Genomic DNA, 14,675 nt, shown 5'->3' on the forward strand with positions numbered 1-14,675 from the left:
GTCCCACAGCCTAGTCATGCCCGGCGCCCCGGGGCAGCCGGCCGCGTCGGTCGCGCACCGGGCCCGGGTAGCATCATGCCTGCGACCCCGCCCCGAGCCCGAAGGAGAAGACGATGCCCCAGAACGACGGCGGCCGGTACCCCGACTCCTGGGGCGACGGCCCGCAGCAGCCGCAGCAGCCGCAGCGGCCGCAGCGGCCGCAGCAGGTCTTCCCCGGGCAGTACGACGGCGGCTACCCGGGCGGGTACCAGGTGCCGCCGCAGCCCGAGCAGCCCGACGACGGCGGCTCCCGCGGCCGCCGCGCCGGCTTCGCCGTGCTCATCGCCGTCGCCGTGCTCGCCCTGATCGGCCTCGGCGCCGCCCTCGCCCTGCTGCGCCCCTGGGAGAGCGACGACACCGACGCCTCCACCGCCGGGCAGGCGGAACTGAGCACCGTGGGCACCACGACGCACGGGGCGCCGAGCACCGCGGCGTCGTCAAGCAAGAGCACCACCACCAGCAGCAGCACCCGCGCCACGGACGTGCCCGAGGGCATGTCCCGCACCGGCTTCGACGGCGGCATGAGCTGCCAGAACGGCGACCGGTGGGTCTACGCCGCGCAGGCGTCGGCCGGTGAGGTGCTCATCTGCGACGGCGGCTCCGGGCTGTACTACCTCGACAACTTCGGGCAGGGGCCCTGGCGCACCGAGGTCACGCGGCACTCCGGCGACGATTACTTCGAGATGACCACGAGGGCGACCACGATCTACATCGACGGCGACCGTCTCTGGGTCGACTCCGAGGGTCAGATCACCCGCACCGACGACTTCTACGAGGTGCACACCGCCGACTGACCGGCCGCCGCGTTCCGGCGCGTTCCGACGCGAAAGGGGTTAGCCGGTACGTGGGCGAGGTCACGGGTACTAGGGTGGGGTCATGGCTGAGCCGAACAACTCCTCCCTCCCCGTCAACCGCTCCACCTCGCTGCTCACCGACATGTATGAGCTGACGATGCTGGAGGCCGCCCTCCGGGACGGGACCGCACACCGTGAGGCGACCTTCGAGGTCTTCGCCCGCAAACTGCCCAATGAGCGCCGCTACGGCGTGGTCGCCGGCATCCCGAGGGTGCTCGAGGCCGTGCGCGACTTCTACTTCACCGAGGAGCAGCTGGCCACGCTCGACTTCCTCAGCGACGAGACCGTCGAGTACCTGCGCAACTTCCGCTTCAGCGGCCAGATCGACGGCTTCCGCGAGGGCGAGCTCTACTTCCCGTACTCGCCGATCCTGACCGTGCGCGGCACCTTCGCCGAGTGCGTGCTGCTCGAGACCGTCGTGCTGTCGATCCTCAACGCCGACTCCGCCGTGGCCACCGCCGCCGCGCGCATGGTCACCGCCGCCGACGGCCGCCCGATCATGGAGATGGGCTCGCGGCGCACCCACGAGTACGCCGCCGTGACCGCCTCGCGCGCCGCCTACCTCGCCGGCTTCGACTCGACGTCGAACCTCGAGGCCGCGCACCGCTACGGCATCCCGGCCGCCGGCACCTCCGCCCACGCCTGGACGCTGCTGCACGTCGACGAGGACGGCCGCCCCGACGAGGCCGGCGCCTTCCGCTCGCAGATCGAGTCGCTCGGTGTGGACACGGTGCTGCTGGTCGACACCTACGACGTCGCGCAGGGCGTGCGCACCGCCATCGATGTCGCCGGCACCGGGCTGGGCGGCGTGCGCATCGACTCCGGCGACCTGGGCTCGATGACGCGGCGCGTGCGCCGGCAGCTCGACGAGCTCGGCGCCTACAACACGAAGGTCGTCGTCTCCTCGGACCTCGACGAGTTCTCCATCGCCGGCCTGCGCGGCGACCCCGTCGACTCCTTCGGCGTGGGCACCTCCGTGGTCACCGGCTCCGGCTCGCCGACGATGGGCATGGTCTACAAGCTCGTGGAGGTCGACGGCCACCCGGTGGCCAAGCGCTCCCGCGGCAAGGCCATGACCGGCGGCACCAAGCGCGCGCTGCGCACCTACCGCTCCACCGGCACCGCCATCGAGGAGATCGTCGTGCCCTTCGACGCCGCGGACCCGGAGGTCGGCGACGCCGACGCCCGCGAGCTGACCGTGCCGCTGATGCGCGACGGCGAGATCGTGCCCGACCAGCCGACGCTGCAGGAGTCGCGCGACTACCTCGCCGGCCAGCTGGTCACCCTGCCGTGGGAGGGCCTGGCGCTCTCGCGCGACGAGCCGGCCATCACGGTGCGCTTCGTCGGCTTCCCGGAGACCGCGCGGGAGTGACGCGCGGCTAGACTCGGGGTCCATGTCCGACGACGCTGACGTAACCGAGCTGCCCTCCACCGCCTCGCTTCTCGACGCCGCGGTGGCCGCCCTGGGCGGTTCCCGCCGCGCCGGCCAGGCGCGCATGGCGGACGCGGTCACCGGTGCGATCGACGCCGAGCGGCACCTCGCCGTGCAGGCGGGCACCGGCACCGGCAAGTCGCTGGCGTACCTGGTGCCCGCGATCCGGCACGCCCAGGCCACGGGCACCACCGTCGTCGTCTCCACGGCCACCATCGCGCTGCAGCGCCAGCTGGTGGGCCGGGACCTGCCGCGGCTGGCCGACGCGCTCGAGGGGATGCTGCCGCACCGGCCCACCTTCGCGATCCAGAAGGGCCGGGGCAACTACCTTTGCCTGAACAAGATCGCCGCCGCCGACGCCCCCGAGGACGAGGCCCTGCTGGACGAGGCGGACGTCGGGTGGCTGGGCCGGCAGGTCAAGCGGGTGCGCGACTGGGCGCAGGAGACCGAGTCCGGCGACCGTGACGACCTCGAGCCGGGCGTGCCGGACAAGGTGTGGCGCACCGTGTCGGTCAGTTCGCGGGAGTGCCTGGGGCGCAACCGCTGCCCGCACGGGGAGGACTGCTTCGCCGAGCTGGCCCGTGCCCGCACGGCCGACGTCGACGTGGTGGTGACCAACCACGCGCTGCTGGCCATCGACGCGCTCTCGGATGCGGCGGTGCTGCCCGAGCACGACGTGGTGATCGTCGACGAGGCCCACGAGCTCGACGGGCGCATCACGTCGGTGGCCACCGAGCAGATCACCGGCACCGCGCTCAAGCAGGCCGCCACGCGCGCCGGCAAGTTGAAGGCGCGCGGTGACACCGAGCTGGTCGAGGCGGCCGAGGCGTGGGCCGACTACGCCGTCACGCTCGGCGACGGGCGCTGGACCAGCGTCGACGACCACACCCGCACGCTGCTGGTGGGGCTGCGCGACGCCGTGTGGGACCTGCGCGGCCACGTCGCCGACGCGCCGCAGGGCGAGGCCAGCGACGACCCCGAGCGCCACGCCGAGCGGATGAACCTGTCGAACCACCTGCTCGAACTGCACGACGCGCTGGTGCGCATCCTGACCGTCTTCGAGGTCGAGGACCCCACCGAGCAGGACGACGTGGTGTGGCTGGCCGTCGACGAGCGGCGGGGCGCGGCGTTGACCGTGGCGCCGCTGTCCGTGGCCGAGCTGCTGGCCGGCCGCCTGTTCGCGGAGAACACCGTGGTGCTGACCTCGGCGACGCTGGCGCTGGGTGGGCGCTTCGACGCGATGGCCGCGACCTGGGGGCTGGCCAAGGGTGCCTGGGACAGCCTGGACGTGGGCACGCCGTTCGACCCGCGGAGCTCGGCGATCCTCTACGTGGCCAAGAGCCTGCCGCTGCCCGGGCGGGCCGGCCTGGACGAGACCGTGCTCGACGAGATCCACGACCTCGTCCTCGCCGCCGGGGGCCGCACGCTCGGGCTGTTCTCCTCGAAGCGGGCCGCCCGGCAGGCCGCCGATGCGCTGCGCCCGCGGCTGCCCTTCGACGTGCTGCTGCAGGGCGACGACGCCACCGGCGCGCTCGTCGACCGCTTCGCCGCCGACGAGCACACCTGCCTGTTCGGCACGCTGACGCTCTGGCAGGGCGTGGACGTGCCGGGGCCGTCGTGCTCGCAGGTCATCATCGACCGCATCCCGTTCCCCCGCCCCGACGACCCCCTGCTGCAGGCGCGCAAGGAGGCCGCCGACGCCGCCGGGCGCAACGGCTTCATGGAGGTCGCCGCCACCCACGCGGCGCTGCTGCTCGCGCAGGGCACGGGCCGGCTGCTGCGCTCGGTGACCGACCGCGGGGTGGTCTCGGTGCTCGACCCGCGCCTGGTGACCAAGCGCTACGGGTCCTTCCTGCGCGCCTCGATCCCCCGCTACTGGGAGACCACCGACGGGCAGGTCGCCCGCGGCGCCCTCAAACGCCTCGTCACCGGCGCCAAGAAGTAGGCGCACTCCCCGAGCCAGACGCTGGCCCCGTGGCGGCCCCCTCACGGTGCCCCGTGGCAGTGTTGCTCCAGCCTATGCACCATCTCGGCGCCCCAGCGGAGCCAGCTTTCCCCTTGACGCACAACGCCGAGCAGGCCCTACGGAGCGTCCCGCGGACCGGGTGCGGTTCAGGTCAGCGGCGCGGTGGGAGGGCCACCGCGGTGGCGGAACCCGGGGCGACCTCGGTGAAGCCGGCGTCGCGGACGACGACGGCGTCGGCACGCTCCGCCGCCCGGGTGAACTCGGCGGCCGGCACCTCGCGCACCGCCAGCGGGAATCCCGCCGCCGCCCACGCGACCGCCGAATCGGTGTCCATCGCCGCGGCCAGCAGCATCGAGGCGTGACCGACCTGGGCGGCGTCCTTGCCCGTGCTCATCGCCAGCGCCTCGTCGACGAGGATCAGCGCGGCGCCCTCCGGGACCTCGCCCGGCTCGTCGGCCTCGAGGTCCGTGCCGCGGATCTGCAGCTTCGACACGGCGTGCGGCACCTCGGAGACGGCCGAGGGCACGAACGCGCGCGCCGAGGTGCCGTTCTGCGTCACCGTCACGCCGGGCAGCGCCTGCACGTCACGCCACGCCTTGTTGCGCGCCCGGCGGGCCACCTTGCGGATGCGGTGGCCGTACCAGGCCGCCAGCCCCTCGCGCCACGGCCCGTCCTGCCCCGCACGCGGGTCCAGGCAGACCGCCACCACCGCACGCGCGGCCGCCTCCAGCAGGTCCGTGCGCGCCGGCGGGTCCTGCTTCGGGATCTCCAGGGCGATCTGCATCGCCTGGACCGTCTCCGGGCGCGACGGGTCCTCGTCCCGGTCGGCGGGGTCGGCACTGACCGACGCCCGCAGGAACTGGTGCGCGACGCGCACCGACGCGACGTCGTCAAGCGGGGGTGTCAACGCTCCAGCGCCACCTTGCGGAACGTGCCCTCCTCCAGGTCGGAGGAGTCGACCTCCTCGCGCGGCACACCCAGGATGTAGAGCACCTCGTCGAGGAAGGGGTGGTTGACGGAGGTGTCGGCGACCTCGCGCAGGGCGGGCTTCGCATTGAAGGCGATGCCCAGGCCGGCGGCGGAGAGCATGTCGATGTCGTTGGCGCCGTCGCCGACCGCGACGGTCTGGTGCATCTGCAGGCCCTCGGCCTCGGCGAAGGAGCGCAGGAAGTTCGCCTTGGCGGCGCGGTCGACGACGTCGCCGAGCACGCGGCCGGTCAGCTTGCCGTCCTCGATCTCCAGGGTGTTCGCGCGCACGTAGTCGAGCTCGAGCTCCTCGGCCAGGCCCTCGAGCACGCGGGTGAAGCCGCCCGAGACGACGGCCACGGAGTAGCCCATCTTCTTCAGGGTGCGGATCGTCGTGCGCGCGCCCGGCGTCAGCTCGATGGCGGCGGCCGTCTCGTCGAGCACGGAGACGTCCAGGCCCTTGAGCGTGGCGACGCGCTCGCGCAGGGACTCCTCGAAGTCCAGCTCGCCGCGCATGGCGCGGGCGGTGACCTCGGCGACCTCGGCCTCCTTGCCCGCGTGGGCGGCCAGCATCTCGATGACCTCGCCCGTGATCAGGGTGGAGTCGCAGTCGAAGCAGATCAGGCGCTTGGAGCGGCGCAGCAGACCCGCGCGCTCGATGGCGATGTCCACACCCAGCTCGGAGGTGCGCTCGGCCAGCGCCTTGCGCAGCGCCGCGCCGCCGCCCGGCTCCGGGTCGGCGATCGTGATGCGCAGCTCGAGGCCCGTGACCGGGTAGTCGGCCACGCCGCGGATGCGGTCGATGTTCGCGCCGTAGTCCGCCAGCGTCTGGCCGACGGCCGAGACGTCGCGGGCCGTGACCGGGTTGCCCAGGATCACGACGACGTGGGTGGAGCGCGGGCGCCCCACCGCCGGCTGCTCCGGCAGCTCGACCGTCACGCGCTGATCGTGGGCGCGCAGCGTGGTCTCCAGGCCGTCGCGCAGCACGTCGGTGCGCTCGGGGGTGACGCCGACGAAGGCGGCGAGCTGGAGGCGGCCACGGAACTCGGACTGCTCGACGTCGAGCAGCTGGACCTCGTGGGCGGAGAGCACGCGGAAGAACGCGGCGGAGACGCCCGGGCGGTCGGGGCCGGAGACCGTGATCACCGCGGGGGTCAGCCCGTCCTGGAGCTCGACGCGGTACTCGGTGGGGTTGTCGTGGGTGTCGGTCACGGTGATGAAGCTTCCTTGTCCTTGGACGCTCGAACGAGGGGTTGTCTGAAGATCGGGTGGTGGTTGCTGCGCCGGCGGGTGCGGGGACCCGGGCGGCCGGCCGGCGCGGCGGCGCCCGATAGGCGACCGCCTCCGCCCGCAGAGGGGTGTCACATGAAGCCTACGGCAGGCCCGGAACGCAAAAAGTTCGGACCCCGCCCCGTCGCCCGCGGTGCGGGCGGGAGGGGGAGGTCCGAGCTTTCAGTCAGGAGATGTGCGCTCCATGGTCGCTACGGGGTGGCCGTCAGTGGCTCCCGGTGTGGGCCTCGCGGCGCATGCGCTCGACCATGTGCGGGTAGTGCAGCTCGAAGGCCGGGCGCTCGGAGCGGATGCGCGGCATCGAGGTGAAGTTGTGGCGCGGCGGCGGGCAGGAGGTGGCCCACTCGAGGGAGTTGCCGTAGCCCCACGGGTCGTCGACGGTGACGACCTCGCCGTAGCGCCAGGACTTGAAGACGTTCCAGATGAACGGCAGGACCGACAGACCCAGCAGGAAGGAGAAGATCGTGGAGACCTGGTTCAGGGTGGTGAAGCCGTCGGAGTCCAGGTAGTCCGCGTAACGACGCGGCATGCCCATGTTGCCCAGCCAATGCTGGACCAGGAAGGTGCCCTGGAAGCCGATGAAGGTCAGCCAGAAGTGGATCTTGCCCAGACGCTCGTCCAGCATGCGGCCCGTCATCTTCGGGAACCAGAAGTAGATGCCCGAGAAGGAGGCGAACACCAGCGTGCCGAACAGGGTGTAGTGGAAGTGCGCGATCAGGAAGTAGGAGTCCGCCAGGTGGAAGTCCAGCGGCGGGGAGGCCAGCATGATGCCGGTCAGACCACCGAAGAGGAAGGTCGCCATGAAGCCCACGGCGAAGATCATCGGGGTCTCCCAGGTGATGTGCCCCTTCCACATGGTGCCGGTCCAGTTGAAGAACTTCACGCCGGTCGGCACGGAGATCAGGAAGGTCATGAACGAGAAGAACGGCAGCAGGATCGCGCCGGTGACGAACATGTGGTGCGCCCACACGGCCATCGACAGGGCACCGATGGACAGGGTGGCGAAGACCAGGCCGACGTAGCCGAACATCGGCTTACGGCTGAAGACCGGGATGACCTCGGAGATGATGCCGAAGAACGGCAGTGCCAGGACGTAGACCTCGGGGTGGCCGAAGAACCAGAACAGGTGCTGCCACAGGATGGAGCCGCCGTTGCCCGGGTCGTAGATGTGGCCGCCCAGCTTGCGGTCGTAGAGGATGCCGAGGGCCGCGGCCAGCAGCAGCGGGAAGATCAGCAGCGCGATGACGGAGGCCACCAGGATGTTCCAGGTGAAGACCGGCATGCGGAACATGGTCATGCCGGGGGCTCGCAGGCACAGGATGGTGGTCAGCATGTTGATCGCGGAGGCGACGGTGCCGATACCGGTGGCGCCGACGCCGATGATCCAGAAGTCAGCGCCCACACCCGGGGTGTGGATTGAGTCGGACAGCGGCGAGTACATCGTCCAGCCGAAGTCGGCGGCACCACCGGGGGTGATGAAGCCGAGCAGCATGGCGACGACGCCGAGCTGGGTGATCCAGAAGCCGAACGAGTTCAGACGCGGGAAGGCCACGTCCGGCGCGCCGATCTGCAGCGGCAGCACGTAGTTGGCGAAGCCCCAGACGATCGGGGTACCGAACGCCAGCAGCATCACCGTGCCGTGCATGGTGAACAGCTGGTTGAACTGCTCGTTGGACAGGAACTGCAGGCCGGGGCTGAAGAGCTCCGCACGGATGATCAGCGCCATCAGGCCACCGACGAAGAACCAGATCATCGACATGATGATGTACATGATGCCGAGCTGCTTGTGGTCGGTGGTCGTCAGCAGCATCCAGAACTTGGAGCCCTTGCGGGCGTTGCCCGTGGGCTCCGGGCGCGCCGGCGCGACATGGGTTTCGCGCCGTGGTGCCACAGCAGTCATAAATTCCTCCTGACTATAAGCGACCCCGGACCGGGGTCGCCGCAAGTGTTACACGCCCAATCCTAAGCCAGTTCCCGGCGTCGATGCCAGATACAGCGAGGCCTCCGGGACCGCCGTGGCGGCACCGTCGCGGAGCATGTCGGCGCAGGTTCCGGGGCATGCGGCGGCCCCGCGAGCAGGTTTCATTCAGAGATTTCAGCGTTGTCCCAGCGTCACGGGCCGCCCCGGCGGCCTCCCGGCGGCAGGTGGACGTGACCTCCCTTCGGGGCCGCGGCCGGCACGCCCCGGAGGCGGATCGCCACCGCCCCCGAAATGCGGCAATTCGGTTACCCCCTGGGGGGCTTAGCCAAAAGGTGTAGGCGGCGTGTCGTCCGGACGCTCCCCCACTCCGGCACGGACCCGCCGGCCGCGGGAGCGCCCCGGCAGTCACGGGCATAACGCCCGTCCCGCCAGTCACGGGAATCGGAACGGGTAGGCACAGGAGCGAGCAGGCGCGAACAGGTGAGACCCGGCGACCCGGGCGCAGGCGCGGGCCAGCCGATCGCGAGCAGGCGACGCCGAAGGCCGGGCTGAACGGCTGGGTGCCGATGGGTACTCGCCGAGCGCGAGCGGGCGACGCTCTGCCGCTGCGGACGGCGCGGACGGCCCGGCGACCCGGGCAACACAGACCGAGAGGCAGTGCGAAGCATGACTCAGCGTCGGAACCGGCGACACCACCGGGGTGCGGCACGCGGAGGAGAAAACAGTGACGGCTTGGTCGTCGACGCGGGCGGCGCGGACGGCCCGGCGACGCCGGCGCAGGCGCGGGCCCGCCGAGCGCGAGCGGGCGACGCTCTGCCGCTGCGGACGGCGCGGAGGGCGAGGGCGCCGCAACCGTGGCGACAAGAGATAGAGGAGAGGAAGGCGTGAAGCGGGCGGAAGGCCTCGGCAGACGATGCAGCGGTGCCGATCGCCCGGGAAGACCTTCAGGGAGACACGAGAAAAGGCCCGGACGTGAAGCCCGGGCCTTCAGCACGCGAGGCGATCGCGGAGTGGGGCACTCAACCTGCCACGCAGCCCCGGCAGGCAACCACGCGCGCCGCGGCGACCGGGACGGAACCGCCTGCGGGACCGATGGGACGTCGGCAATCGGGCGCGGCAGCCGCCGCGGGGGCTAGAAGTCCCAGTCGTCGTCCGTGGTCTCCTCGGCCTTGCCGATGACGTAGGAGGAACCGGAACCGGAGAAGAAGTCGTGGTTCTCGTCGGCGTTCGGCGACAGCGCGGAGAGGATCGCCGGGGAGACGCGGGTCTCGTCGGCCGGGAAGAGCCCCTCGTAGCCGAGGTTCATCAGCGCCTTGTTGGCGTTGTAGCGCAGGAAGCGCTTGACGTCCTCGGTCCAGCCGAGCTCGTCGTAGAGGTCCTCGGTGTACTGCAGCTCGTTGTCGTAGAGGTCGTAGAGCAGGTCGAAGGTGTACTCCTTGAGGTCGTCCCGCTCGGCCTGCGTGATCTTCTCCTGGCCACGCTGGAACTTGTAGCCGATGTAGTAGCCGTGCACGGCCTCGTCACGGATGATCAGGCGGATGATGTCCGCCGTGTTGGTCAGCTTCGCGTGGCTGGACCAGTACATCGGCAGGTAGAAGCCCGAGTAGAAGAGGAAGGACTCCAGCAGCGTGGAGGCGACCTTCTTGCGCAGCGGGTCCTCGCCCTCGTAGTAGGACAGCACGATCTTGGCCTTGCGCTGGAGGTTCTCGTTCTCCTCGGACCAGCGGAAGGCGTCGTTGATCATCGGCGTGTTCGCCAGGGTCATGAAGATGTTCGAGTAGCTCTTGGCGTGCACGCTCTCCATGAACGCGATGTTGGTGTACACCGCCTCCTCGTGCAGCGTCGTCGCGTCCGGCAGCAGCGAGACCGCGCCGACGGTGCCCTGGATCGTGTCCAGCAGCGTCAGGCCGGTGAAGACACGCATGGTCGTCTGCTGCTCCAGCTCGTTGAGCGTGGACCAGGACTTGATGTCGTTGGAGACCGGGACCTTCTCCGGCAGCCAGAAGTTGCCGGTCAGGCGGTCCCAGACCTCGAGGTCCTTCTCGTCGGGGATCTCGTTCCAGTTGATCGCCTTGACCACGTCGCCGTGGTCGGCGATGTAGTCGTCGTAGTCCTCGCGCGGTTCAACGTGTTCCGGGGTCTCAGCCATCGGTGCGCTCCTTTGAAAACTGCTGGTCTCCGTCTCGCGCGGCCGGCCCTGCGGGCCCCGGCGCCCGCCGGCGTGGGCGGGGCGCGGGGCCGGCGGCGGCGCGCGCGGCTTGCCCACCCAATCTACCCGGCCGCGCGCCACCGCGTGACGGGGGCCGTGGCCGCAGGTCACACCGTATGAACTACAGTTGAAGTGAAACCCAAGGACCGCGAAAGGCAGGACTCATGGCGCGCACGAACCCGGGGACGGGGCCGCTGCTGGAGTACGTGCTCGACGTTCTCGGCGGCGAGATCTGCTCCGGGGAGATGCCCGTCGGCTCCGTGTTCACCCTCGGCGACCTCAGCGAGCGCTTCGGCATCTCGCGCACAGTCGCCCGCGAGGTGATGCGCGCCCTCGAGCAGCTGGGGCTGGTCGCGTCCTCCCGCCGGGTGGGGCTGACCGTGCAGCCGATGGCCCAGTGGTCCGTGCTCGACCAGGCGGTGATCCGCTGGCGGCTGAACTCCCGGCAGACCCGCGAGGACCAGCTGCGCTCCCTGGCGCTGCTGCGCACCGCGATCGAGCCGGTCGCCGCCCGCGAGGCCGCGCGCCACGCCACCGAGGCCCAGCGTGCCGAGCTGCTCGAAATGGCCGACCGCCTGGGCAGGATCGGTGCCGCCGGCCGCGCCAACACCGACGACTTCCTCGAGGTCGACGTCGCCTTCCACTCCCTGATTCTCGAGGCCTCCGCCAACGAGATGATCGTCGCCCTGACCGAGTCCGTCGTCTCCGTGATGCGCGGGCGCACCGAGTTCGGCCTGCAGCCGGCCCGCCTCTCCGACAAGTCGGTCCACCACCACCTCGACCTGGCCCGCGCCATCGCCGACGGCGACGCCGGCCACGCCGCGGAGCTCAGCCGCGCGCTGCTCGTCGAGGTCGACGCCCAGGCGTACTAGTTCCTGGTTCGGCGCCTCCGCCCGTTCGCTTGCCGACGCCGCGCACTGCGCCCACGGCGCATGACGGCACCCGTTGCGCCGGGGGCGAGCAACGACACCCGTTGCGCCGGCTCCACCCCCGCTGTTCGCCCACGGCGCATGACGGCACCCGTTTCGCACACTCCCCCGCTCCCTCGCACACCAAAACGCCCGCACCGCACCTCCCGGAAGGGAAGCACGGCGCGGGCGTGGCGGGGTCGTCGGCAATTTCGGGCTCGCACCCGGCCGCGGCCTAGAGCATGCAGCTCACGCAGCCCTCGACCTCGGTGCCGGCGAGCGCCATCTGGCGCAGGCGGATGTAGTAGAGGGTCTTGATGCCCTTGCGCCAGGCGTAGATCTGGGCCTTGTTGAGGTCACGGGTGGTCACCGTGTCCTTGAAGAAGAGCGTCAGCGACAGGCCCTGGTCGACGTACTTGGTCGCCTCGGCGTAGGTGTCGACGATCTTCTCGTAGCCGATCTCGTAGGCGTCCCGGAAGTACTCCAGGTTCTCGTTGTCCATGTGCGGCGCCGGGTAGTAGACGCGGCCGATCTTGCCCTCCTTGCGGATCTCGATCTTGGAGGCGATCGGGTGGATCGAGGACGTCGAGTTGTTGATGTAGGAGATCGAGCCCGTCGGCGGGATGGCCTGCAGGTTGCGGTTGAACAGGCCGTGCTCCATGACGTCGGCCTTCAGCTGCGCCCAGTCCTCGGCGGTCGGGGTGTGGATGCTGGAGGCGGCGAAGAGCTCGCGGACGCGCTCGGTGCGCGGCGCGAACTCGGCCGGGTCGAAGCGGTCGAAGTAGGAGCCGTCGGCGTAGTCGGAGTTCTCGAAGTTCTCGAAGGTCTCGCCCCGCTCCTCGGCAAGCTTGTTGGAGGCGCGCAGCGCGGCGAAGAGCACCGCGGCGAAGTAGGCGTTGGTGAAGTCCAGGCCCTCCTCCGAGCCGTAGTGGATGTGCTCGCGGCCGAGGTAGCCGTGCAGGTTCATCTGGCCCAGGCCGATGGCGTGGGCCGCCTTGTTGCCCTCGCGGATCGAGGGCACCGAGTCGATGGAGGTCTGCTCGGAGACGGCGGTCAGGCCGCGCACGGCGGTCTCGATGGTCTTGGCGAAGTCGGGCGAGTCCATCGTCTTGGCGATGTTCAGCGAGCCGAGGTTGCAGGAGATGTCCTGGCCGATGTGCGAGTAGGTCAGGTCGTCGTTGAACTCGCTGGGCGTGTTGACCTGGAGGATCTCGGAGCACAGGTTGGACATGTTGATCCGGCCCTCGATCGGGTTGGCCGCGTTGACCGTGTCCTCGAAGACGATGTAGGGGTAGCCGGACTCGAACTGGATCTCCGCGACCGTCTGGAAGAAGTGGCGGGCGTTGATCTTGGTCTTGCGGATGCGCGGGTCCTCGACCATCTCGGCGTAGTGCTCGGTGATGGAGATGTCGCCGAAGGGCTTGCCGTAGATGCGCTCGACGTCGTACGGGCTGAACAGGTACATGTCCTCGTTGCGCTTGGCCAGCTCGAAGGTGATGTCCGGGATGACCACGCCGAGCGAGAGGGTCTTGATGCGGATCTTCTCGTCGGCGTTCTCGCGCTTGGTGTCGAGGAACTTCAGGATGTCCGGGTGGTGCGCGGACAGGTAGACCGCGCCGGCGCCCTGGCGCGCGCCGAGCTGGTTGGCGTAGGAGAAGGAGTCCTCGAGCAGCTTCATCACGGGGATGACGCCGGAGGACTGGTTCTCGATGTGCTTGATCGGGGCGCCGGCCTCGCGCAGGTTGCTCAGCAGCAGCGCGACGCCGCCGCCGCGCTTGGACAGCTGCAGCGCGGAGTTGATGGCGCGGCCGATGGACTCCATGTTGTCCTCGATGCGCAGCAGGAAGCAGCTGACGGGCTCGCCGCGCTGGGCCTTGCCCTCGTTGAGGAAGGTCGGGGTGGCCGGCTGGAAGCGGCCGGACATGATCTCGTCGACGAGCCCCTCGGCGAGCTTCTCGTCGCCGTCGGCCAGCGCCAGGGCGACCATGGAGACGCGGTCCTCGAAGCGCTCGAGGTAGCGGCGCCCGTCGAAGGTCTTCAGCGTGTAGGAGGTGTAGTACTTGTACGCGCCCAGGAAGGTCTGGAAGCGGAACTTGAAGGCGTAGGCGCGCTGGAAGAGGCTCTTGACGAACTCGAAGGAGTACTTCGCCAGCACCTCCGGCTCGTAGTACTTGTTGTCCACCAGGTAGTCGAGCTTCTCGCGCAGGTCGTGGAAGAAGACGGTGTTCTGGTTGACGTGCTGGAGGAAGAACTGGTTGGCCGCCTCGCGGTCCTTCTCGAACTGGATGCGCCCGTCCTCGTCGTAGAGGTTCAGCAGTGCGTTGAGGGCGTGATAGTCGAGCTGCTCCTCGCGGCGGGCGGGCTCGGCGACGGTCTTACCCAGGTCCTGGCTCACGGTTGATCTGGCCTTTCGCTAACGGTTCTTCTTGTGCGGTGCGGTGCTGTTGCGGTGCTGCTGCGGTGCAGTCTAATTCCGGCGGTGTCTGCCCGGCGGTGTCTGCGGGGTCCCGGAGAGGTCCCCTTCTGTTGTACCCGTGCCGCCCGGAGCGGCGCCCGGGCGCCTTGTCAGGCTGCGGGTTCGAGGCCGAGCTCGCCGGCGTACTCGGTCAGCCCCTCGCGGACGCGGTCGACGTCCTCGGCGGTGCCGAGCAGCTCGAAGCGGTAGACGTAGGGCACCTTGCACTTGGCGGAGATGACGTCACCGGCCAGGCCGAAGTCGGTGCCGAAGTTCGAGTTGCCCGAGGCGATGACGGCGCGGATGTACGAGCGGTTGTGCTCGTCGTTGAGGAAGCGGATGACCTGCTTGGGCACGGGCCGGGAGTTCTTACCGGTGATGGAGGCGCCGCCGCCGTAGGTGGGGCAGATCAGGACGTAGGGCTCGTCGACGTGCAGCGGCGGGTCGGTGCGGTGCAGTGGGATGCGCTTGGCCGGCAGCCCGAGGCGGTCGACGAACCGGCGGGTGTTCTCGGTGGCCGAGGAGAAGTAGACGACCAGCACGGCCGCTCACGTCCTTTCCGGGAAAACCCCCTACGGGTGCGCCTCGCGGCGGCCCGCACGGGGGTTTCGTGGGTTTCTGCGATTCATCCAGTT

10 protein-coding genes are annotated in these 14,675 nt (G+C 70.1%); 4 read left to right on the forward strand and 6 right to left on the reverse strand.

Translation table 11 applies throughout. The features are described from left to right. The first annotated feature begins 113 nt into the window (after window positions 1–113). The 3 genes from CFRA_RS09500 (at window position 114) to CFRA_RS09510 (ending at window position 4,270) form a co-directional block, all read left to right on the forward strand. Complete coding sequence (locus tag CFRA_RS09500) at window positions 114–833, forward strand: hypothetical protein (RefSeq protein WP_075664461.1); 720 nt, start codon at window positions 114–116, stop codon at window positions 831–833. 82 nt (window positions 834–915) lie between these two features. Next, window positions 916–2,265 (forward strand): nicotinate phosphoribosyltransferase, encoded by a 1,350-nt coding sequence (locus tag CFRA_RS09505; RefSeq protein ID WP_075664462.1) that lies wholly within the window; start codon window positions 916–918, stop codon window positions 2,263–2,265. Window positions 2,266–2,287: 22 nt separating this feature from the next. Next, window positions 2,288–4,270, forward strand: coding sequence for an ATP-dependent DNA helicase (locus tag CFRA_RS09510; RefSeq protein ID WP_075664463.1), 1,983 nt, complete (start codon window positions 2,288–2,290; stop codon window positions 4,268–4,270). A gap of 172 nt (window positions 4,271–4,442) precedes the next feature. On the opposite strand, the gene CFRA_RS09515 is transcribed toward CFRA_RS09510, so the two are convergent. The 4 genes from CFRA_RS09515 to nrdF form a co-directional block, all read right to left on the reverse strand. Further along, window positions 4,443–5,198 (reverse strand): peptidyl-tRNA hydrolase, encoded by a 756-nt coding sequence (locus CFRA_RS09515; protein WP_075664464.1) that lies wholly within the window; start codon window positions 5,196–5,198, stop codon window positions 4,443–4,445. Continuing rightward, on the reverse strand, window positions 5,195–6,469 hold the full coding sequence (gene serB / locus CFRA_RS09520) for a phosphoserine phosphatase SerB (RefSeq protein ID WP_083666943.1): 1,275 nt from the start codon (window positions 6,467–6,469) through the stop codon (window positions 5,195–5,197). The genes CFRA_RS09515 and serB overlap by 4 nt, the downstream gene beginning before the upstream one ends. 283 nt (window positions 6,470–6,752) lie before the next feature. After that, window positions 6,753–8,447 (reverse strand): aa3-type cytochrome oxidase subunit I, encoded by a 1,695-nt coding sequence (gene ctaD / locus CFRA_RS09525; protein ID WP_075664465.1) that lies wholly within the window; start codon window positions 8,445–8,447, stop codon window positions 6,753–6,755. Between the two features lie 1,153 nt (window positions 8,448–9,600). Continuing rightward, window positions 9,601–10,617, reverse strand: a complete 1,017-nt coding sequence (nrdF, locus tag CFRA_RS09530) for a class 1b ribonucleoside-diphosphate reductase subunit beta (protein ID WP_075664466.1) — start codon at window positions 10,615–10,617, stop codon at window positions 9,601–9,603. A 224-nt stretch (window positions 10,618–10,841) separates the two neighbouring features. Here nrdF and CFRA_RS09535 point away from each other — a divergent pair, with 224 nt between their 5' ends. Then, entirely contained in the window at window positions 10,842–11,549 is a 708-nt protein-coding gene (locus tag CFRA_RS09535) for a FadR/GntR family transcriptional regulator (protein ID WP_075664467.1), read from the forward strand. A gap of 271 nt (window positions 11,550–11,820) precedes the next feature. On the opposite strand, the gene nrdE is transcribed toward CFRA_RS09535, so the two are convergent. Both nrdE and nrdI read right to left on the reverse strand, forming a co-directional pair. Continuing rightward, on the reverse strand, window positions 11,821–13,980 hold the full coding sequence (gene nrdE, locus CFRA_RS09540; protein ID WP_075664468.1) for a class 1b ribonucleoside-diphosphate reductase subunit alpha: 2,160 nt from the start codon (window positions 13,978–13,980) through the stop codon (window positions 11,821–11,823). Between the two features lie 170 nt (window positions 13,981–14,150). Beyond that, on the reverse strand, window positions 14,151–14,582 hold the full coding sequence (gene nrdI / locus CFRA_RS09545; RefSeq protein ID WP_075664469.1) for a class Ib ribonucleoside-diphosphate reductase assembly flavoprotein NrdI: 432 nt from the start codon (window positions 14,580–14,582) through the stop codon (window positions 14,151–14,153). Between the last annotated feature and the right edge of the window lie 93 nt (window positions 14,583–14,675).

The organism is Corynebacterium frankenforstense DSM 45800 (genome assembly GCF_001941485.1).
Taxonomy (GTDB): domain Bacteria; phylum Actinomycetota; class Actinomycetes; order Mycobacteriales; family Mycobacteriaceae; genus Corynebacterium; species Corynebacterium frankenforstense.